Here is a 19,261-nt window from a genome sequence, read left to right on the forward strand (position 1 = left end):
TCGCCTACCTCCACGGCCACGAGGTCGGGGGCACCAACCCCAGCCTGCTCGAGGGCATGGCCTCCACCGGCCTGTGCCTGCTGCTCGACGTGGGCTTCAACCGCGAGGTCGCCGGCGACGCCGCCCTGTACTGGACCAAGGAGGAGGGCTCCCTGGCGGGGCTGATCGCGGAAGCCGAGGCGCTAGATGTGGAGGAGATCCGGCGCCTGGGCACGGCTGCCAAGTCAACCATAGAAGAGCGGTTCTTGTGGAAGTGCATTGCTAGTAGATACGAAGACCTCTTTGAAGATGACTTCTAAAAAGAAATACGTGCAGATTAGCACTCATGCGGATGGGTGGGGAAAGACTATTCTATTCGACAAGCATGAGGAGCTTAGAAGCGACGGGGTGGAGTCTTATGTATTTTGGGCGAGAGGAGACCATGAGCAAGATAACTACATGAGGAAAATCGCGAGCTTATCTGAGTCATGCATTGATGCTGTTCTAACAAAGCTGGATGGAAAGGCAGGCTTTCATTCTAAAAGACAGACGAAGCGACTACTGCGCATGCTGGATGAGATTGACCCGGATGTAGTACACCTGCATGTTCTCATTGGCTATTATCTGGATGTTGAGCAGCTGTTCTCGTGGCTTGCGAGGAGTCGTTGCCAAGTGATCTGGACACTGCATGATTGTTGGGCGTTTACAGGCCACTGCATACATTTTTCTTCTGCCAACTGCAATCGATGGAAGACAGGATGCACGTCTGAATGTCCGCAGATCAACTCTTATCCGAAAACGCTGAACAGACATACCATCAGTTGGAATTACCAGAAAAAGAAAGAAGTTTTTACTCAGCTTCCAGTTGACCGAATGAAGTTAGTAACTCCATCTAAGTGGCTTCGAGATTTGGCCAGCGAGAGCTTTCTAGCCAAGTACTCGATCGACGTTGTTCCAAACACAATCGATAGAGAAGTATTTAAGCCGGTGACAACAGATTTTAAAAGTAACTATGGCATTGAAGGAAGATACGCCATCCTGGGCGTTTCTTCAGCGTGGTCGGAGAAGAAGGGGCTACAGGATTTCATTCGCCTTTCAGAGGAAGTAGATGAATCTCACGTAATTGTTCTTGTTGGGCTAACTTCAAACCAAATAAGGCGTCTTGGAAGGCGACAGAACTCAAAGTTACTTCTTCTTCCAAAAACAAAGTCTATCGAGGAACTTGTATCGATATATAGTGGGGTAGATGTTTTCTTTAACCCCACGAAAGAAGATACTTTTCCAACAGTAAATCTCGAGGCTGAGGCGTGCGGCCTTCCGGTTGTGACCTACGATGCCGGTGGTTGCCGAGAGACGATAAGACGTGATGATTCCGCATGCGTCGACAACTACGAAGAAGCTGTAAGACAGATAGCTAAGCATAAGGGGCAGGCGACGCTCCAATGAGCAGAGTACTGCCTTTGGGAGCCAGGTCGTTCAATACTATTGAGAGGCCCATAAGAGACATAGCGGGACTAGACGGATGGTTCGGGATCGACAAGGCTGCCCTCGCACTTATTCTGGCAAAGGAATTCCTACTCGATTATCTCGGAGCAGGGTTAATTGCAAATCTTGTTATCTGTGGATACATTTTTGTACGCCTTGTTCTTTCAAAGCAAGGGCTCCCTTATTTTGCATATGCACTAGTGGGTACAATGTGTCTACTGTTCGGAGTCGGTTCCATCCTTGCTGGGGATACAATTACCGCTGCCAAAAACCTGTTGAGAATAGCGCAAGTCTTTCTTTATGCAATGTTCTGCTTCTTTTTACTCCAAAATTATGGTAATAAATTTCAGTCTCTTTTTCGAAAAAGCGCCTTCTTCTTCAACAGTGTTTTAGTCATTAATATCTGCGTGATTGTGCTTCAGTTCTGGTTTCCGGGTAGTTTTGTCGCATATCCGGGGGACACCACACTCACTCTAGAGGATACGATGTCGGGTTTGTTCGGCTCAGCCTCAACTCATGCGATCGCGATATACACGACCTTTGTGATTATTTACGATTATGTGGTGTTTCGTCGCGATAAGCGCGGGGTTCAATACTGGCTATATCTCATTGCGATAGCCATAGTATCGCTATGGATAGCTACTCTTAACGACAACAAGGCGTTGTTTTTCTTCCTTCCCGTTGGACTTCTTTTGTGTCTGGTAATGTACTGTTGCGTCAGGCCTCGAGTGGCAAGAAGGATTCTACTTCCTTACGCCGTTGGGGCGATCGTCTTGATCGCGGTTCTTTATTCGGCTTTACCCTTTTTCCGAGAGTACCTGGAGCAAAACATCTTCAAATCAATCGAGATAGCCACACGTGCCTTTGACTTGAATGCTTACGTTAATGGAAGCGATGAGAGGTTTAAGCTGATCGTGTATGCCCTATCTCTTCCTGGTACATGGTTAATGGGGGATGGATTTGGATTGGTTAACTTGTATCAAGAAGGATATAGGGGATTCAATCACTTCGGGTTAAGCGATTTTGGATCAATCGCTATCTTGGGAGGCATCTGGTTCTATATAGTGGTGCTTTACGCCTTCTCTCGTCCGTTTGGGGATTTCAAAAAAGAAAATGCTCCGCTAGTTTTTTCCGTGGTAAGCCTCTTTGCTCTATTGGCTTTCTATACTCAAGTTTTCACGCAAGTTAGGATAGCTATTCCGGCTTTTATGCTGGCCATTACCTTCTGTTGCCTATGGCGGGATCTGACTGTCTCGACATCGGGTCAAGGCAATCTGACGGATGGGCGGTAATTATTTCTAACCTAAGCAAGACAATCAGATTTTGTCGGGAAAGCCCAGACCAAGAGATTTTCAGCGAAACTACTGACTTTTCCGATAAGAGCTTTTCTCCACTTGTAACGGTTGTCATTACCACCTACGGGGATTGCTCGACGTTACTGAGGGCAATTGAGAGCGTGTTGAAGCAGAGCTATAAGAGTATCGAGATAATTGTTGTAGACGACAACGGAGATAGAGGAATGTATCGAAAAGCGACCGAAAAGATTATGGGCCGCTACGAAAAAGACCGTCGGATTCGCTATATCTGTCATCCGAAAAACCTGAACGGTTCAGCGGCGCGAAATACTGGTATAGGTCATTCGAATGGAAAATATCTAACATTTCTCGACAACGATGATTTTATGCTGAGCGACAGAATCGCCAACGCCGTAAAGACGCTCGAGGAAGTTAAGGCAGATGCCTATTTCTGCGATGTTCTGCTAATGGCTCAAGGACGTTACGCTAAGGTTCATGGCTTTTGCGGATCCGAACTAGTTTGGAAGGATCTGCTCTTTAGCGCAAGTTGCATGGGAACGGGGAGTAATTTATTTTTGCGTCGATCAGCTATTGACGAAACAGGTTCGTTCGACACTTCCTTCAAGCGAAATCAAGACGTTGAGTACATGCTGAGGTTTCTTCTCAATCATAAGTCTATCTGGCGCCCCGATTTGGATTTGGTTAAGGGCGAGAGTGCAACGAGCAATGAGCAATCATATGAATCATACGCGCAGACAAAAGCTCATTTTGATGTGACTTTTGCAAGCCTTATTTCTTCGTTAGATGAAGAAGAGGAAAAGAAGCGCCTTGTGTGCAGGGAGACAGAGTTGCTTTCTGTTGCTATTCGTAGCTGTAATGAGAGAGCAGTTCAATGCGCCTTGAAGAGGCTGGCCGACCTAGGTCGGCCAGTGGGAATGGCGCAAAAGGCCATGATCGGCCTCAAATGTAAGCGCAGACACGCTCCGCTTATGATCGAGAAGCTCATGAGATTGTTGAGGCATTACAGTGTGAGACGCCGATTGAGCGCCTCTGACAGGATCTCTGTTTCAGAATTAGCGAGCTTGGCCGTTACTCCCGAGTGTTGATTTGCTTGCAAGTAGTATCCAGCAGACTCTCACCGAACTTGCCAAAGATCGATGGCGGAAGATCGTTCACCAGTTATATAGCGATTCAAAAGGAGCTTTCCATGACGACATCAAGTCTTAGCGGTAGCACGCTCATGATTACGGGCGGAACGGGGAGTTTTGGCAATACCGTGCTCAAGCATTTTCTTGACTCTGGTTTATCGGAAATCAGAATATTCTCACGCGATGAGAAGAAGCAGGACGACATGCGCCATTTGCTGCAGGCTCGTCACCCCGATCTCGTCGGTAAGGTGAGGTTCTTTATCGGAGATGTGAGGGACCCTCAATCTGTGAGGGATGCTATGCGCGGGGTAGATTATATCTTCCATGCGGCTGCTCTCAAGCAAGTGCCTTCTTGCGAGTTCTTTCCCATGGAAGCAGTCAAGACCAATGTTCTCGGCACTGACAATGTGCTGCATGCTGCTATCGATGAGGGCGTAAAGCGCGTAGTGTGCCTCTCTACTGACAAGGCGGCGTATCCGATCAATGCTATGGGCAAATCCAAGGCCATGATGGAGTCCATCATCTACGCAAATGCGCGCAATGGTGCCGGCCGTACTACGATCTGTTGCACGCGCTATGGGAACGTTATGTGCTCTCGAGGCAGTGTTATCCCCCTGTTCATTGACCAGATACGCCAGGGAGAACCCGTTACCATAACGGATCCGACCATGACGCGTTTTCTCATGAACCTTGACGAAGCTGTTGATCTTGTCGAATTCGCTTTTGAGCATGGCGAGCCGGGCGATTTATTTATCCAAAAGGCCCCTGCCTCGACCATAGGGGATCTCTCCGAAGCAGTTCAGGAATTGTTTGGACATACGGGTACGCGGGTCATAGGAACTCGTCATGGCGAGAAGCTCTTTGAGACATTGATGACGCGTGAGGAGATGCTGCGTGCTGAGGACATGGGTGCCTATTTTCGAGTTAGCGCGGATACTCGAGATCTGAATTACGACCGTTTCGCGGCAGGCAACGTTCGCACACAAGCCGATGACTCCTATACCTCCCATAACACCCAGAGGCTAAACGTTGTCGAGACAATAGAGAAGATTCAGACCGCAGAATATGTGAGGCTTGCCCTTGAGGGACGTGAGGACGAGGTAGCGCAATGAGGTTTCTCGTCCTAGGTGCAACGGGCATGGCTGGGCACGTGGCTTCGCTGTACCTTTCTGAGCGGGGACATGAAGTCTGGGGGTTTTCCCGTCGTCCCGCCTCCTTTCTCAAAAGATCGCTGACAGGCGATGCTCTCGACGTATCGTCGCTGGAAGATGCTCTTGCCCAGTCTCGCCCCGAGATCGTGCTTAACTGCATTGGCTTGCTGAACGCTTCCTGTGATGAAAGGCCCGATCTAGCGATCTATCTAAATGCCTACCTACCTCACTTGCTCGAGCGGATGACGGCGGAGAGTCGGACGAGAGTGTTCCATCTCTCGACGGATTGTGTGTTCGCTGGCAACACCGGCCCGTATGACGAGTTCTCTACTCCCGATGGTAGGACGCTTTACGACAAGAGCAAAGCGCTTGGTGAACTTAGAAATGAAAAAGATCTAACGCTTAGGCAGTCAATTGTCGGTCCAGACATTGACCCGCACGGAATTGGGCTACTCAACTGGTTCATGGCGCAGGAGGAGCGTGTGCGGGGTTGGACTGGCGCCATCTGGACGGGGCTTACGACTCTTGAACTTGCGAAAGCCATTGAGGCGTGCGCATTGGATGGGTCTTCTGGCCTTGTGAATATGGTGCCAGACGGGCACGGAATCCCTAAATCCGATCTGCTGAGATTACTTTCTACGTATTTTCGTGATAGCTCCGTGACAGTGGAAGACGACCCTTCGGTGTTGCTCGACAAGACGCTTGTGCGTACGGTGCTGCCTGCGGGGTACCGGCCCATTCCCTATGCCGACCAGATTCAAGAGTTAGCAAGCTGGGTAAATGCCCACGGGGATATCTATCCCGAGAGGTATCAGAGGAGCCATGCGTATGAATAGGCTTCCCTTGAGAGGCAAGTACGACCTGATCGTTGTAGGTGCTGGGCTGTTCGGGTCTACCGTAGCAAGGCTTGCCACTGATGCTGGTATGGATGTGCTTGTGATCGAAAAGCGAGAGCATGTAGGGGGTAATTGCTGGTCTTTCAAACGTTTCGGCATCGATGTTCATGCCTATGGCCCACATGCCTTGCATACTAATGACAAGTCTGTTTGGGAATGGTTCTGCTCTTTCGCGGATTTTACTCCATGTGTCATGTCTCCGATTGCCAACTATAAAGGAAGCCTCTACAGTCTTCCGTTCAGCATGCGTACGTTCTATGAACTCTGGGGTGTTGTGACTCCAGAGGAGGCGGCACGCAAGCTAGAAGAGCAACGGGTGCTGTGCGGTAACCCTTCGAACCTAGAGGAACATGTTCTCTCCATGGTAGGGAGCGACGTCTACGAGAAGCTAGTAAAGGGCTATACGGAGAAGCAATACGGCAGATCTTGTAAAGAGTTGCCATCGTCGATAATAGCCAGGATGCCGCTGCTCATGACCTTCGACGTTGACTATAACCACAAGAAGTATCAGGGGATCCCCACAGAGGGGTGGGATGCTTTCTTCAGATGCCTGCTTAAGGACATTGAGGTTTTGACGAAAGTGGATTTTCTCGAAGTGAGAAGCGAGCTTGAAACACTTACAGGCCAGACAGTGTTTACTGGCCCGATTGACGAGTACTATGATTATCGTTTTGGCCCACTTGAATATCGGGGTAGGCGATTCGAGCACGAGGAACTCGCGATGTCCAACTATCAGGGTTGCGCATTGATGAACTTCACTGACGCGGAGACGCCCTGGCTGAGGACGATAGAGCACAAGCATTTCGTTAGATCCAACTCTCCCGCCACGGTGGTCACGCGCGAATATGCTACTTCATGGCGCCCTGGAGATGAGCCTTATTACACGGTAAATGATGAGGAAAACCAAGAGAGATATGGGCGTTATCGGGATCTTGCGTCCAGAGATGAGCGGGTTCTGTTCGGAGGCCGGCTGGGAGAGTACCGCTACTACGCGATGGATGACGTGGTTTTATCGGCGCGTCGATGCTTCAGCTTGATTGAGCGGAGGATAAATGTGTGAAACAAACGAAGAGGGCGAGATTGTATGCGAGGAGCCACTCCTATCTGTATCTATTGCTGCGTGTAACTCCGAGGCCTATCTTGAGCGATGCCTTGACTCTTGCCTCGGTTTCGAGGGGCTCTTGGATGTAATTATTGTTGACGATGGAAGCATTGACAGCACTGCAGAGATTGCAGACGCTTACGTTGAAACCCATCCCAAAATTTTTCGCGTTATACACAAGGAAAATGGCCACTACGGCTCTACGGTTAACGCCAGTCTTCCCATGGCGCGCGGGAAGTTCTACCGATTGCTCGATAGTGATGACTGGTTTAACCGAGAATCGCTATGTGAGTGGCTCAAAGTTCTTTCCGAGTCCGAGGCGGACGCCGTTTGTACCGCCAGTTTGAGAATAATGGAAAAGAGCGGATGCAGGATAACGATGGATCCCTGGCCAAACGTGGAGTCAGGTGAACATGATTTAGAAAATCTTGATGTGAATGAGGTTCCAGGGCCTGGAATCTCAAATCTGGCCTACCGGACAGACTTTCTCAGGAAGATGAAACTCAGTCTTCTAGAACACTGCAACTACGTTGACGAAGAGCTGCGTGCCGTTCCTTGGTGTCGAGTACGTACCGTAAGAGTTGATCATCTTCCCGTTTACTGTGTTGTAAAAGAACGGGATGGGCAGAATACTAGTCTTGTGGGAATAAGGAAAAGTGCTTTTGATAAAGGAAAGATGCTTTTTCATATAATAGATCAAGGCGATTTTGGCGAGCTTGGGGCACGAACGCATGCTCAAACTATGGCCTTAAGGGTTGTTGCTGATGACGTAGCCGGTGGCTGCTATAGCAACATGCTCCTCTTGGATACCACCCGGGAAACGAGGAAGAAGATCATCGACTTCGACCGAAGGCTTAAAGAGGAGTTGCCTGAGATATATGCTTTGAGCGGAAGAACTAGTCGAACTCTTCGCGCTTTAAGAGCGAGCAGCTTTCTTCTCTATTCTCCTCTTGCTCATAGGTGGCAACGAAAATGGAGAGCGTAGCCTGAACGTGAAGAACAAGCTGCGCGGATCGGGTCGCGTTTCAATGAGAAGAGCTGCGGCGATTCAATTTGCTTCGAAGTATGTAAGCCTGGGTGCACAGCTTGTCATCACCGCTGTTCTTGCCCGGCTCATATCTCCTGAAGAGTTTGGCTTACTTGCAATCATCACCGTGTTCACGGCATTCTTCTCCCTCTTCTCTGATATGGGAATCGGGGTCGCGATAGTGCAATTTCGCGATTTGGGGGAGCGAGACTTTGGCGCCCTCTTTGTCTTTTCGGCTCTGATAGCCTTTGCTTTGGCGGGATTGTTTTGCGCCCTGAGTCCAGCTGTGGCTGCTTTTTATGGAGAGCCATCCTTGATGCCGCTTTGCTGCGCGGCGTCCCTCTCCCTTGTGTTTTCGACACTGAACATGGTTCCGAATGGACTGATGCTTCGCGAGAGACGCTTCGGCTCCATCGGATTGAGGTTGGTGGTCGCTACTGCTGTCTCTGGCGTTGCGGCAATTGCTTCGGCGTTCTTCGGAGCCGGTGTTTATTCGCTTATCGTTCAGGTTGTCACTTCTTCTGCAATTGTGTTTATATGGAATTACACTATGAGGCCCATCGGGCGATTAAGCATTCACTTTGTTGCCCCATTGAGAAGGATCATTTCTTATTCGGGCTATCAATTTGGATTTAGCGCGATCAACTATTTTGCGAGGAATCTCGATACACTTCTTATCGGAAAGGCACTCGGCGTAGTTGCGGTTGGCAACTACGATAAAGCCTATAAGCTGACAGGCTACCCGCTCTCGTCGTTTTCGAGCGTTGTCGCTTCGGTGGTGCAGCCCTATATGGCCGAACATCAAGACAACAAGGATGTTGTCTTCGCCTATTGGATGAAGATAGAAAAAGGACTCTCCTTGGCAGGAGCATGCATCATGGCGGTCTTTGTGTCTGCCGCCGCCGAAATAGTAGGCCTGTTTTATGGTAGTCAATGGGGCGCTGCGATTCCACCGTTCGCTATTCTTTCATTCTCCGTGTACTTCCAGGTCGTGTGGAACCCTTCCGGGGCATTCTTCCAGAGTCTTGGACGGACAGACCTAATGTTCAAGGCGGGAGTCGTGAACACGCTCCTCACTATATCCGGCTTGCTGGTGGGCCTTGCAGGTGGAAGCATCGTGTCCGTTTCTGTGGGAATCGCGGTAGCATATTGTCTGCATTCGATTTCGCTCTGCTGGTTTCTATTATGGAAATGCTTCGGGGTCAAGCCTGCGAAGCTGCTTTCCTTTCTGCCCGAATTCGCGACAGCTCTTGTGGCGATTGTAGCGTGCGAGTTTGCCTCTCCGTATTTCCCTGCTGGGATGTTCCCCTCGTTCTGCTGCAAGGTTCTTCTGGCGGGAGCGGTGCTGCTCCTTGGTTTTGGGCTTACAGGTCAGCTCTCTCATCTGCGTGCGCTTTTGTGCAGGTAGGTCTCGTTGCTTAGCGGAGGAATAGACATGAGAATCGCAGTTGCTGGTACTGGGTATGTGGGGCTGTCGCTGGCCGTCTTGCTGGCGCAGCGCAACGAGGTCGTGGCGGTGGACGTGGTGCCGTCGAAGGTCGAGGCGCTCTCGCGGTGGGAGAGTCCCATCGCCGACGCGGAGATAGAGTCGTGGCTCGCCGAGGCCGCGGCGGGGGAGCGCGAGCTCTCGCTCGCGGCCACGCTCGACGGGGCGGCGGCCTACCGGGACGCCGAGCTCGTGGTCATCGCCACGCCCACCAACTACGACCCCGACCGCAACTTCTTCGACACCCGCTACGTCGAGCAGGTGGTCGAGCTGGTGCTGGGGGTGAACCCCTCCGCCGTCATGGTCGTCAAGTCGACGGTGCCCGTGGGCTACGCCGAGGAGCTCTGCGCGCGCTACCCCGAGGGCCGCTTCCTGTTCAGCCCGGAGTTCCTGCGCGAGGGCCGCGCGCTCCACGACAACCTGCACCCCTCCCGCGTGATCGTTGGCGTGCCGCGCTCCTCGGCCTTCGCCGGCGAGCTGGAGGGGGCCGCCCGCGCCTTCGCGGGGCTGCTCGTGGAGGGCGCCGACGCCGCCGAGCGCGAGCGGGAGAACGCCGACGGCACCCGCGGCATCCCCGTGCTGGTCATGGGGTCGACCGAGGCCGAGGCGGTGAAGCTCTTCGCCAACACCTACCTGGCGCTGCGCGTGTCGTTCTTCAACGAGCTGGACACCTACGCGGCCACCCGCGGGCTCGATGCGGCCGAGGTCATCCGCGGGGTGTGCCTGGAGCCGCGCATCGGCTCGCACTACAACAACCCCTCGTTCGGCTACGGCGGCTACTGCCTGCCCAAGGACACCAAGCAGCTGCTGGCCAACTTCGACCGGGTGCCGCAGAGCCTCATCCGCGCCATCGTCGAGGCCAACCGCGTGCGCAAGGACTTCGTGGCCGACGAGGTGGTCGACCGGGTGATGTCGCTCGTGTACGCCGGCGTCGAGGCGCCGGTGGTGGGCGTCCACCGGCTCACCATGAAGACCGGGTCGGACAACTTCCGGGCGAGCTCGGTGCAGGGGATCATGCGGCGGGTGCGCGCCCGCGGCGTGCCGGTGGTGGTCTACGAGCCGACGCTCGACGCCCCCGACTTCTACGGCGCCGAGGTGATCCGCGACCTGGCCGAGTTCAAGTCCCGCTGCGACCTCATCATCGCCAACCGCTGGGATGACGAGCTCGCCGACGTGGGCGACAAGGTCTACACGCGCGACCTGTTTCGGCGGGATTAGGAAATGATCAGCCCTGCTTGTCTAGGAACCGTCCATTGAAGCATGTGTTAAAAACTAGTGCGCAGCTTGGCGATATGTTTGTGAGTGCGATTCGGCTTAGAAAGCCGATGAAGCTCAGTTCTGAAATGAGGCTTACGAGAAGTTGGTCTGCGTAGGATGCGCTAACGATCTCGATGCCGGCAAAATCTATGTAGCATTTCCCGGAACACTCTTTAAGGGCGTTGCAGACTATATTGGCGAAGGCCTTTGCCTCGTATCGGCTGGCACATCCACGCGATTCCTCTCTGATTAATAGAGACGCATTCTGCAGTTGATCGTCCAACCGGTTTTCAAGCCACAGGTTGACCGGCGAATAACTGTCAAGCGCCTTTTCTAGTTGTATGGGATGATCAGTTCGTAGTTGGAAATCTACCAGGGTAGTACCCTCCTTGGGCGTTCGCACGGTCGATAACTTAGGCTCGGGAGTATCATCGACGGCCTTATGGCGAAGGGAATACTTCGTTCCGTTGGAGGTAAGCTCGAATGAGCCAGCAGATGCGGAGATGATGTTTCTCATCATCCATGGCTTATTGCCTGCTCCCTTGCCATCCGTGACGCCCTTTTGGAGTGCGTAATGAAGAGCTTTTTCGGCGTTGACGAACTTATGACCGCCTTGAGCCAAAGAGCTCTCAATGCCTTGGCCGGAGTCGAATACGGCAACAGCAACATGGTGCTCTTTTATATGGTATTGCACCATGACGAATCCAAGCATTTTCTCAGATTCCGACGCGGAGAAAGCATGCTGAAGGATATTGTCGGTCACTTCGTTGAGGGCAAGTTCAAGCCCTAGGATGACTCCGGATTCCATGGGTGCCGCTCGTCTTAGAGAATCGGCTATTCCTTTCATGATTTCGTAATGATCTTCAATTGAGAACTTCCAGATGCGATCAAGAAGCGAACTCGGAGAGGTCTCATTGTCGAGAGTGTGAGGGCTGATGATCCCGATTTGCTCGAAATGCGATTTTTTGTAAGCGGCAGAACTTATGAAATCGCAGCCTAGCTCGGCTCGACAATAATCAATAATTCCGGCAATGGGTACGCAAATGTTAGGGTAGTGTCCTCCGGAGGATGATCGTATTCTCAGCTTGAAAAGCGAGTGGCCTTGCTTCAATCCTTCCTGAATCTTTTTAAACAGGAACAGAGGTGCGCCCTTTTTTCGCGATATCCAAATTGATACTGACATGAGTTTGTCTGTCCGGTGAAAAAGTTGTAACCATAGGCAGACTCCTCAAACCCGTCTCGCTCAGTCTGCATTAGAATATAGCACGTGAAATCCCCCGGGCCTCTGCCATTGGCATGCAAACTTCGGGGGATATTTATTTGGCGGGGATCTGATGCTTTCGCTAAGAGCGTGGCCTTTTGCCAGGGGTTATCGCGCTGTTTGGTGGGCAGGAGCCGCCTCGTTGCGTCGGTCTTCAATGATCCCTGACCACCTAAAACCCCACCTCTTCGTAGATGAGTCCGCGCTTCTTCATGAGGGCAAGCCACTCTGTGGGTGAGAGGACGGGAATGGGGGAGCGCTCGAATCCCTTGGCGTCTCGGGTGATGAGGTAATCGGCGCGAACCTTGTCCGCCGCCATTGCTATTAGGCAGTCCTCGTAGTCCTCCCACTTCAGTCGCGCTGCGCGGCGCAGGTCATCGGCGGTGAGGGATACGGGCTCAATGAGGTTGAAGGCGCTCAGGAGCGCTTCTTGCAGCCGCTCGGCCGAGACATAGCGACTGAGGACATAGAAGGCATCGGTTGCCGACTGGGCGGGCACCCAGAGCTTGGCGTCTCCGAAGAAGCCGGCGGCGACGATGCGCTGGGCGCTATCGAAGAAGGGCTGCTTCCGGCCAAGATAATCGATGAGGACGTTGGTATCAAGCAAGAGATTCATAGCGCGTGTGCTTCCCGCCTCGAATGAGCTTCCGGTAGTCTCCACTGAGCTCTGAGCTTTCCCAGGGGATGTCGAGGGTGCTCTTTCCGAGGAATTGGGCGAAGGACTCTGTCGGACGGTCTTCGGGCTGCTCGGCCTGCGGGAGGTGTTTGGTAGCAAGCAGGTAGTCAAAGGCGCTGTTGACGAGATCCGATGTGGTGGCGCCAACGGCCGCGAGTACTCCTTGGGCGGCTTCCCGCTTTGCGGTAGGGACACGAGCGCTGATGAGAGAGCTGGCCATAAGAGGCTCCTTTCTATGGTGTAATACATATTACACCATAGAAAGGAGCCTGGTAATGTCGTAATAAACTCGCTTTATTACGACATCATGCGAACAGTAAATCGGTTATTGCGACATGAAAAGGCCCCCGCGCTGCCTTTGGGCGGCGCGGGGGCCTTTGGTTGCGTCGGGCGCTTTTCCCTATCGATACGCCGTGAGCGTGGGCATGTTGTAGAAGGCCAGCTCCCTTTCGGGGTTGGGGGCGGTGGTTACCGTGTAGGTGAGGGAGATGCTCTTCGACGGCAGCAGGCTCGGGCGGAACCAGAGGTAGGCCTGCAGGTCGTCTTGGATGGCGGAGGAGAGCTGGGAGCCGTCGCTGGCCGTCAGGTTGGTGATGGTGCCGCCGGCGGGCGCGTAGAGATAGATCTGCGGGATCATGTCGCCCGACTGGTACCCTTCGAGCTTGCCCATGATATAGGGGCCGCCGTCGTAAACCTCCTGCTGCTTCACCGTGTTCGTGAACGTGGTCTTCACCTCGTAGGACACGGTTCCGTCGGCGTTGGTCGTCGTGCTGAGGATCTCGTTGTTCAGGTCGAGGTACCAGCCCAGCTTCGATCCGATCCACAGGTTGAAGAACACGCCCACCTCGGGCGCCAGCGGGTCGGTGTTGAGCGAGCCCGACCAGCCGGCCTGCTGGATGGTGGTCTGATCGACCTCGTTGGTGAGCCACATCATGGTCTCGCGGCTCTCCATACAGTCCATCATGAGCGTCGCGAACTTCATGAGCGTCTCGGAGTTCATGTTGCCGAGCAGCTGCTTGAACGACAGGTCGGCCGCTTGGGCGAACAGCGCATCGCAGATCTGGTTCCCGTTTTCTGTCGGCGTGCCGCTCAAATACTTCCAATACAGATCATGCTGCAGCACCTTCGTCGCATTCTGCCCGTTGAGCTCGGTGCCATCACTCAGCTTGATCGGCCCGGTGATCGCCAGGATCTTCTGCACCACGCACGGCGTGATGCCGATGACGCCGTCCACGGAATTGCCCGTGCGCGCCGTGTACGATGCGGCCCAGATGTTGGCCACGGTGGGGAAGTCGGGGTCGAAGCCGGCGTCGCGCGGCACGGCCATCCAGTTCCCGAACAGCGCCTGCTCGGCCTCGGTCAGCTGGATGGACGACGGCGTGGCGTCGGTGAGCATGTCGTAGACGGTCGCGAAGTCGTTGAGCGAGATGGCGCCGTTGTTGATCTTGAGCGTGCCCATCGATCCGGGGAAGCCGCCGCTCGAGCGGATCTCGGCGGAGTTCTGCGCGGCGATGAGGTAGGTGCGCTCGCCGTCGACGCCCAGCAGCGTGCCCACCAGAGGGGCGAAGGCGTTGGCCTGCTGGAACGTGTCGTTGATGCCGACGATCTTCTCGCGCGCCGGGCCCATGACGGCCTCGAGCTGCTCGATGTTCATGGGCGTCATGTTGGAGAGCGAGTCGGTGCAGCGCTGCATGACGGGCGCCGCCTGCTGCAGCGAGTCGAGCAGCAGCCCCAGCGCCGCCACATCGATGGCGCCCTCCTGCGTGATGAGGGCCGACGGCGGGTTGGCCTGCAGCGCGTCGGTCAGGGGCACGAGCGCGTTGGCTGACGCATCCTTCAGCGTGGCCACCACGGTGCGCACGTTCTGGATGTCGGGCCCCACCACGGGCAGCGCTGACGCGAGCCCCCACAGCGGGCCGTCCATCTCGGACTGCATGGCGCTGGCGGTGTCGTCGATCTTGTGCGCAGCCGCCGCGGCGCCGGCGTAGTCGCCGCCCACGATCTGGTCCTTGATGCCCGAGACGCTGGTCATCACGGTGCTGGCCTGGGCTTTCAGCGTCTTGGCGGAGTTGAGCATGGTGTAGCCGGACACGCCGACGGCCACCGCCAGCAGCACGATGACGCCGAGTACGACGAAGGGCCACTTCCGGCGGCGCTTCTTGGCCGGCGGGGCCATCATCTCCTGGTAGTTGCCGAAGGCCGCGTAGCCGCCCTGGGCATTGCGCTGGCCAGCAGGAACCATGCCGGGGCGCTGCCCACGGGGGACGTTCACGGCCTGGCGGCGGCCGCCGCGCACCGAGGGGCGGGCGGCGGGCTGGCCTTGCGGCTGTCCGCTGGGATGCGCCGTCGCGCGCTGTCCGGCCGGCCGGCCGCCACGGGGCTGCTGCGCGCCCGCGCCGCCGTGCGTCGCGTTCAGACGCGGGTTGTTGCTGGGATGGCCGGTGGGGCGGGCGTCCTGCTGCGGTCGGCCGGCTCGCGGCGCGGCCTGCCGCGGATCCTGGGCGGCGCGGCCTCCCTGGGCGGCCTGCGCCCGGCGCGGACGCTGGGCCTCGCGACCCCCGGCACGCTGCGGCGTCCGACCGTCGCGGGGGCCGGCGCCCTCCTGCTGCGCCCGCGCGCGCGGGTTGTTGCTGCCCGCCTGCGGCCGGCGCCTCTCGGGCCCGGAGCCCCCCTCAAACCTATCCGTCATGATGCTCCTCTTCGTCCTGGATAAATGCCCGTGCGATCAGGCACGCGAATTGCACTGAACAGATAGCCAGAATGATACCAGCCCGGGCTGCCAACCGTCCGATGGTTGACCCAATCACAGACTATTCGGACACCATCAGGCGCGAAAAGGCGAGGTCAGGAGTGGAATGAGGGGTAAGTAGGCGAATGAGGCACCCTCGCGCCTGTGCCCTATTCCACCGTCAGGACGGGGAGGCTGGTCTTGCGCATGACGGACTTGGCGGTGCTGCCGAGGAAGTCGAGGATGCCGCGCTTGCTGTGGCGGCCCATGACGATGAGGTCGCAGCCGTGCTGATGCGCGTAGTCGGCGATGGGCTCGGCGGCGGTGGGGAAGACCTGCGCCTCGCTCGCGATGCGGCTCGGATCGATGCCCTCCAGCGTGGCGACCGCGTTGCGCAGCTGCTCGCGGGCATGCCTCTGGTCGGCCTTGTCCATCTCCTGGTCGAGCTCGAAGGTCGAGGGGTCGGGCATCATCGCGCCGCCGTCGTAGAAGGTGCCGGGGTCGACGTCGGCGGGGAAGACGATGGTCAGCAAGGTCAGCCGGACGCCCTCGTCCGCCAGGGCGAACTGGTGGGCGACCTCGAGCGCCGCCTTCGCGTGGTCGGATCCGTCGTACGCAACCAGGATGTTCGAGAAGATCATGATGGCCTCCCAAGGCTCGTCTGCCGTTGGGCCCATGGTACGGCGCCGCCTCGCGCGCTCGGGCCGCCGCCGCGAACCGACGCCGTTCCGCCGCCGCAAGGCAACCCGCACGTTGACGGGGAAGGTGAGGGAGGGCGCGAAGGCGCCCGCGCCGACGGCCGCGCGTCCCGCCGGCGCGGGTGGCTCGCGGTCCTTATCCCGCGCTGGCCACGTCGTTGGTGGTGAGGCCGGCCTTGGCGGCGAGGGCCTTGTAGTCCTTGGGGGCGGCGGAGTTGGTGGCGGCGCCGAGCGTGGTGCTGGAGGCCTGGGGCTCGGGGATGACGGCGCTCGTGTCGGTGGGGTCGAGGCCCGCGTCGACGCGCTTCATCATGTCGCGCCACTCGTCGAACATGGTGCCGACGTAGCTCACCCCGCCCTGGCTGAGCGAGTAGCTGGGGCACGCCGCCTGGTACATGACCAGGCCGTTCCCCTGGAACTTGGTGGCCAGGCCCACCAGGTCGCCGACGGAGTAGTCGGTGGTCACGCAGCCGGCCAGCTCGCCGATGAGGCCGGGAAGCTGGGTCGGCGGCGCGTCGAGCACCTGCTGGATGATGGCCATGATGATGAGCCGCTGGGCCTGGGCGCGGCCGAAGTCGCCGCCGGACACGTTGTAGCGCTCGCGCGCGAAGGCCAGAGCCTGCTCGCCGTTGAGCCGCTGCTCGCCAGCGCTGAAGCTCATGCCGCCGTTGCCGGCCTTGAAGCTTTCGGGCACCGTGACGGTGATGCCGCCGAGCAGGTCGACCACGTCCTTCAGCTCGTCGAAGTGCACCTCGACGTAGTGGCTGATGGGGACGCCGGCGAACTCGGAGATGCACTCCACGGCGCCGGGCGCGCCGCCGAAGGCGAAGGCGGCGTTGATCTTCTGCGTACCGTGGCCCTCGATGGTCACCATGGTGTCGCGGGGGATGGAGATGAGGTCGACCACCTTGTTCTTCTGGTCGACGCGGGCCAGCATGGTCACGTCGCTGCGGCTGGTGGTCTCGCCCTTGCGCGCGTCGCTGCCGAGGATGGCCACGTAGTAGGCGTCGTCGCCGCGCGTGGGGGCGAGCTTGTCGAGCAGCGCCTTCCGCTCGGCCTCGGTGTTGAAGCCGAGCGCGCGGTCGAGGGCGCCCACCCAGAAGGCGAGCGCGCCGCCACCGACCAGCGCGAGCGCCAGGATGACGCCGAGCGCCACCTTCAGCTTCCTGTGGCCCCCGCCGCGCCGCTTGGCGGCGGTGCCGGGCGGCACCACGGCGCCGGCCTGGGCCTGCTGGGCCTGCACGCCGCGGCTGCCGCGGCCCTTCGCAGGCGGCATGGCGATGGTGCGGCCTGGCTGCTGGCCGCCCGCCGCCCCGGCGTTCATGCGCACGGTCTGCGCCGACGTGCGCGTCCCGCCCGCGCCGGCCCGCGCCCGCGGGTTGCCGGGCACGCCCGCGCTGCGGCCCGCGTCCACGTCGCCCGCGTAGCCGCCGAAGGCGTCCTCGTCCGCCGGCTGGTAGTGGATGCCCTGGCCCGTGCGGATGCCCTGGCCGCCGGCCGCGCGGTGCTGCGGGTTGTGCCGCTGGCCGGACTGGGCGTTATGTCTGGGATTGTTGCTCGCCATAGCGTTCGGCGCCGGGCGCCTTGCCTCCTCGGTGGCCGTGCGCGTCTCGGTCGCGCGCTCCAGGATTCGGCGACGCCCGCCGGCGCGCCGGGCCCCGCATCCCCCGACGCGGAGGGCCTTTCTCGCCTTCATCCTACCATGGCCGCCTGGCCCCCACGCCATTTCCACGACGAACCCAGCTCGCCTGCATCGACGCGGGGCGAGCACCGGCATCGCATCAGCATCGATTCGGCCTCGGCGAGGGGAGGGGTTGTGCCAGAGCGGCGCGATCGGCTAGTATCTTTTTCAGGGGAAAGCTGTTGATCTGGGGATACGGCTGAATCAAGGGGAAGGGGATCCGTGGGTTTCCTGGTTGGGCCGCAGGGCGGGGACGACGCGCGCTCGTCGCGGTTTGTAAAGGCGCGTTTGCGTTTCGCGGTCGCGTTCGCCGCGGCGGCCCTGGCGGTGTTGGGCGCGTTGGGCGGCTGCGCGGTTGGCGGTGGGTTGGCGGATCCCAGCGATGCCGCTCGGGAGGCGCGCCCGTCAGTCGAGCGTGCCGTCGAGGTCGCGGGGGAGACGCCCGCGGAGGTCGGCGCCCCCGCGGACGCGCCGGATGACGGGGCGTCGGATGCGTCGGGCGCCGAGGCGCCCCTCGCCGGCACGGGCGATGCCGCCGACGCCGCTGTGGCCCCCGAGCTCGTGGTGCGCTTCCTCGACGTCGGCCAGGGCGACGCCGCGCTCATCAGCTGCGACGGCCAGTGGCTGCTCATCGACGGCGGCCCGCCGAAGGCGTCGTCGACGCTCTACGCCATCCTCCAGCGCCTCGGCGTGACGCGGCTCGACTGCATCGTCTCCACGCACCCCGACGCCGACCACGCCGGCGGCCTGTCCGGCGCCCTGGAGGTCGCGACCTGCGGCACGTTCTACGCCTCGACCGCCACATCCGACACGCGCACGTGGCGCGGCGTTTGCGATCGGCTCGAGCGCCAGGGCGTCCCCCTCTCCATCCCCGCCCCGGGCGACAGCTTCGATCTGGGCGCGGCGCGCGTGACCTTCCTCGGCCCCGTGCGCGCGGCGCCTGACGACAACAACAACTCGCTCGTGCTGCGCATCGACCATGGTGGCGACTCGTTCCTCTTCACCGGCGACGCCGAGCGTGAGGAGGAATCCGACCTGCTGGTCGCGGGCGCGAACTTGTGCGCCGATGTCCTGAAGGTGGGACACCACGGGTCGGCGGGGGCGTCGTCCCCGGCGTTCGTGGCAGCGGTCGACCCGCAAGTCGCGGTCATATCCGTCGGCCGCAACTCCTACGGCCACCCCACCGACGAGGTGCTCGACCGCCTGGAGGTCCAGGGCGCACGCGTCCTCCGCACCGACCAAGGCGGCGATATCGTGGCAACAACCAGGGGAAACGGCATAGCGTTTGAGCAGGTGGGGATGATCGGCGAGTAGGGAGAGCGGCCCGCGTCTGCTCGGCGGGCCCCGCTGGTGGCCGAGCGCCGCGGCGGGTGCCCGCGCCCGCTCGGCGG

General features: G+C 58.1%; 16 protein-coding genes and 1 pseudogene. 11 read left to right on the forward strand and 6 right to left on the reverse strand.

Going from position 1 to position 19,261, the window contains the following annotated elements:
* The 10 genes and pseudogenes from LPT13_RS10215 to LPT13_RS10260 all read left to right on the forward strand — a co-directional run.
* A pseudogene (locus LPT13_RS10215) lies at positions 1 to 299 on the forward strand (beta 1-4 rhamnosyltransferase Cps2T); the annotation flags it as partial.
* A 10-nt stretch (positions 300 to 309) separates the two neighbouring features.
* On the forward strand, positions 310 to 1,425 hold the full coding sequence (locus tag LPT13_RS10220; protein ID WP_242166226.1) for a glycosyltransferase: 1,116 nt from the start codon (positions 310 to 312) through the stop codon (positions 1,423 to 1,425).
* Positions 1,422 to 2,756 (forward strand): hypothetical protein, encoded by a 1,335-nt coding sequence (locus LPT13_RS10225; protein WP_242166227.1) that lies wholly within the window; start codon positions 1,422 to 1,424, stop codon positions 2,754 to 2,756. The genes LPT13_RS10220 and LPT13_RS10225 overlap by 4 nt, the downstream gene beginning before the upstream one ends.
* Positions 2,699 to 3,865, forward strand: coding sequence for a glycosyltransferase family 2 protein (locus LPT13_RS10230; RefSeq protein ID WP_277927059.1), 1,167 nt, complete (start codon positions 2,699 to 2,701; stop codon positions 3,863 to 3,865). Before LPT13_RS10225 ends, LPT13_RS10230 begins: the two co-directional genes overlap by 58 nt.
* A 101-nt stretch (positions 3,866 to 3,966) precedes the next feature.
* On the forward strand, positions 3,967 to 5,019 hold the full coding sequence (locus tag LPT13_RS10235) for a polysaccharide biosynthesis protein (protein ID WP_242166230.1): 1,053 nt from the start codon (positions 3,967 to 3,969) through the stop codon (positions 5,017 to 5,019).
* A complete protein-coding gene (locus tag LPT13_RS10240; RefSeq protein ID WP_242166231.1) occupies positions 5,016 to 5,894 on the forward strand; it encodes an NAD-dependent epimerase/dehydratase family protein in 879 nt (292 codons plus the stop codon). Before LPT13_RS10235 ends, LPT13_RS10240 begins: the two co-directional genes overlap by 4 nt.
* Positions 5,887 to 7,014 (forward strand): UDP-galactopyranose mutase, encoded by a 1,128-nt coding sequence (gene glf / locus LPT13_RS10245; RefSeq protein ID WP_242166233.1) that lies wholly within the window; start codon positions 5,887 to 5,889, stop codon positions 7,012 to 7,014. The genes LPT13_RS10240 and glf overlap by 8 nt, the downstream gene beginning before the upstream one ends.
* A complete protein-coding gene (locus tag LPT13_RS10250; RefSeq protein ID WP_242166234.1) occupies positions 7,007 to 8,041 on the forward strand; it encodes a glycosyltransferase family 2 protein in 1,035 nt (344 codons plus the stop codon). Before glf ends, LPT13_RS10250 begins: the two co-directional genes overlap by 8 nt.
* Positions 8,042 to 8,048: 7 nt before the next feature.
* Positions 8,049 to 9,491 carry a lipopolysaccharide biosynthesis protein gene (locus tag LPT13_RS10255; RefSeq protein WP_242166235.1) on the forward strand — a complete coding sequence of 481 codons (1,443 nt, stop codon included), beginning with the start codon at positions 8,049 to 8,051 and terminating at the stop codon, positions 9,489 to 9,491.
* A gap of 27 nt (positions 9,492 to 9,518) precedes the next feature.
* Positions 9,519 to 10,787 (forward strand): nucleotide sugar dehydrogenase, encoded by a 1,269-nt coding sequence (locus LPT13_RS10260; protein ID WP_242166236.1) that lies wholly within the window; start codon positions 9,519 to 9,521, stop codon positions 10,785 to 10,787.
* A gap of 7 nt (positions 10,788 to 10,794) precedes the next feature.
* Here LPT13_RS10260 and LPT13_RS10265 read toward each other — a convergent pair whose 3' ends face one another.
* The 6 genes from LPT13_RS10265 to LPT13_RS10290 form a co-directional block, all read right to left on the reverse strand.
* Positions 10,795 to 12,009, reverse strand: coding sequence for a hypothetical protein (locus LPT13_RS10265; protein WP_242166237.1), 1,215 nt, complete (start codon positions 12,007 to 12,009; stop codon positions 10,795 to 10,797).
* 250 nt (positions 12,010 to 12,259) lie between these two features.
* Positions 12,260 to 12,694 carry a type II toxin-antitoxin system VapC family toxin gene (locus LPT13_RS10270; protein WP_242166238.1) on the reverse strand — a complete coding sequence of 145 codons (435 nt, stop codon included), beginning with the start codon at positions 12,692 to 12,694 and terminating at the stop codon, positions 12,260 to 12,262.
* Positions 12,687 to 12,983 carry a hypothetical protein gene (locus tag LPT13_RS10275; protein ID WP_242166239.1) on the reverse strand — a complete coding sequence of 99 codons (297 nt, stop codon included), beginning with the start codon at positions 12,981 to 12,983 and terminating at the stop codon, positions 12,687 to 12,689. The genes LPT13_RS10270 and LPT13_RS10275 overlap by 8 nt, the downstream gene beginning before the upstream one ends.
* Before the next feature lie 180 nt (positions 12,984 to 13,163).
* The gene (locus tag LPT13_RS10280; protein ID WP_242166241.1) at positions 13,164 to 15,005 is read right to left on the reverse strand and encodes a DUF4012 domain-containing protein; all 1,842 of its coding nucleotides are present in this window, start codon (positions 15,003 to 15,005) and stop codon (positions 13,164 to 13,166) included.
* A 656-nt stretch (positions 15,006 to 15,661) separates the two neighbouring features.
* Positions 15,662 to 16,168: a universal stress protein gene (locus tag LPT13_RS10285; RefSeq protein WP_242166242.1), complete on the reverse strand. Its 507-nt coding sequence runs from the start codon at positions 16,166 to 16,168 to the stop codon at positions 15,662 to 15,664.
* Between the two features lie 157 nt (positions 16,169 to 16,325).
* Positions 16,326 to 17,753, reverse strand: coding sequence for an LCP family protein (locus tag LPT13_RS10290; RefSeq protein WP_242166243.1), 1,428 nt, complete (start codon positions 17,751 to 17,753; stop codon positions 16,326 to 16,328).
* A 483-nt stretch (positions 17,754 to 18,236) separates the two neighbouring features.
* On the opposite strand from LPT13_RS10290, the gene LPT13_RS10295 reads away from it, so the two are divergent.
* Complete coding sequence (locus tag LPT13_RS10295; protein ID WP_242166244.1) at positions 18,237 to 19,184, forward strand: ComEC/Rec2 family competence protein; 948 nt, start codon at positions 18,237 to 18,239, stop codon at positions 19,182 to 19,184.
* The last annotated feature ends 77 nt before the right edge of the window (positions 19,185 to 19,261 follow it).

Source organism: Adlercreutzia faecimuris, from assembly GCF_022669055.1.
Taxonomy (GTDB): Bacteria; Actinomycetota; Coriobacteriia; order Coriobacteriales; family Eggerthellaceae; genus Enterorhabdus; species Enterorhabdus faecimuris.

Coding starts and splice junctions, on each gene's coding strand:
- LPT13_RS10280 (WP_242166241.1), bottom strand. CDS start 15,005: ATGGTTCCTGCTGGCCAGCGCAATGCCCAGGGCGGCTACGCGGCCTTC.
- LPT13_RS10235 (WP_242166230.1), top strand. CDS start 3,967: ATGACGACATCAAGTCTTAGCGGTAGCACGCTCATGATTACGGGCGGA.
- LPT13_RS10275 (WP_242166239.1), bottom strand. CDS start 12,983: ATGGCCAGCTCTCTCATCAGCGCTCGTGTCCCTACCGCAAAGCGGGAA.
- LPT13_RS10285 (WP_242166242.1), bottom strand. CDS start 16,168: ATGGGCCCAACGGCAGACGAGCCTTGGGAGGCCATCATGATCTTCTCG.
- glf (WP_242166233.1), top strand. CDS start 5,887: ATGAATAGGCTTCCCTTGAGAGGCAAGTACGACCTGATCGTTGTAGGT.
- LPT13_RS10240 (WP_242166231.1), top strand. CDS start 5,016: ATGAGGTTTCTCGTCCTAGGTGCAACGGGCATGGCTGGGCACGTGGCT.
- LPT13_RS10260 (WP_242166236.1), top strand. CDS start 9,519: ATGAGAATCGCAGTTGCTGGTACTGGGTATGTGGGGCTGTCGCTGGCC.
- LPT13_RS10265 (WP_242166237.1), bottom strand. CDS start 12,009: ATGTCAGTATCAATTTGGATATCGCGAAAAAAGGGCGCACCTCTGTTC.
- LPT13_RS10250 (WP_242166234.1), top strand. CDS start 7,007: ATGTGTGAAACAAACGAAGAGGGCGAGATTGTATGCGAGGAGCCACTC.
- LPT13_RS10230 (WP_277927059.1), top strand. CDS start 2,699: ATGGCGGGATCTGACTGTCTCGACATCGGGTCAAGGCAATCTGACGGA.
- LPT13_RS10225 (WP_242166227.1), top strand. CDS start 1,422: ATGAGCAGAGTACTGCCTTTGGGAGCCAGGTCGTTCAATACTATTGAG.
- LPT13_RS10290 (WP_242166243.1), bottom strand. CDS start 17,753: ATGGCGAGCAACAATCCCAGACATAACGCCCAGTCCGGCCAGCGGCAC.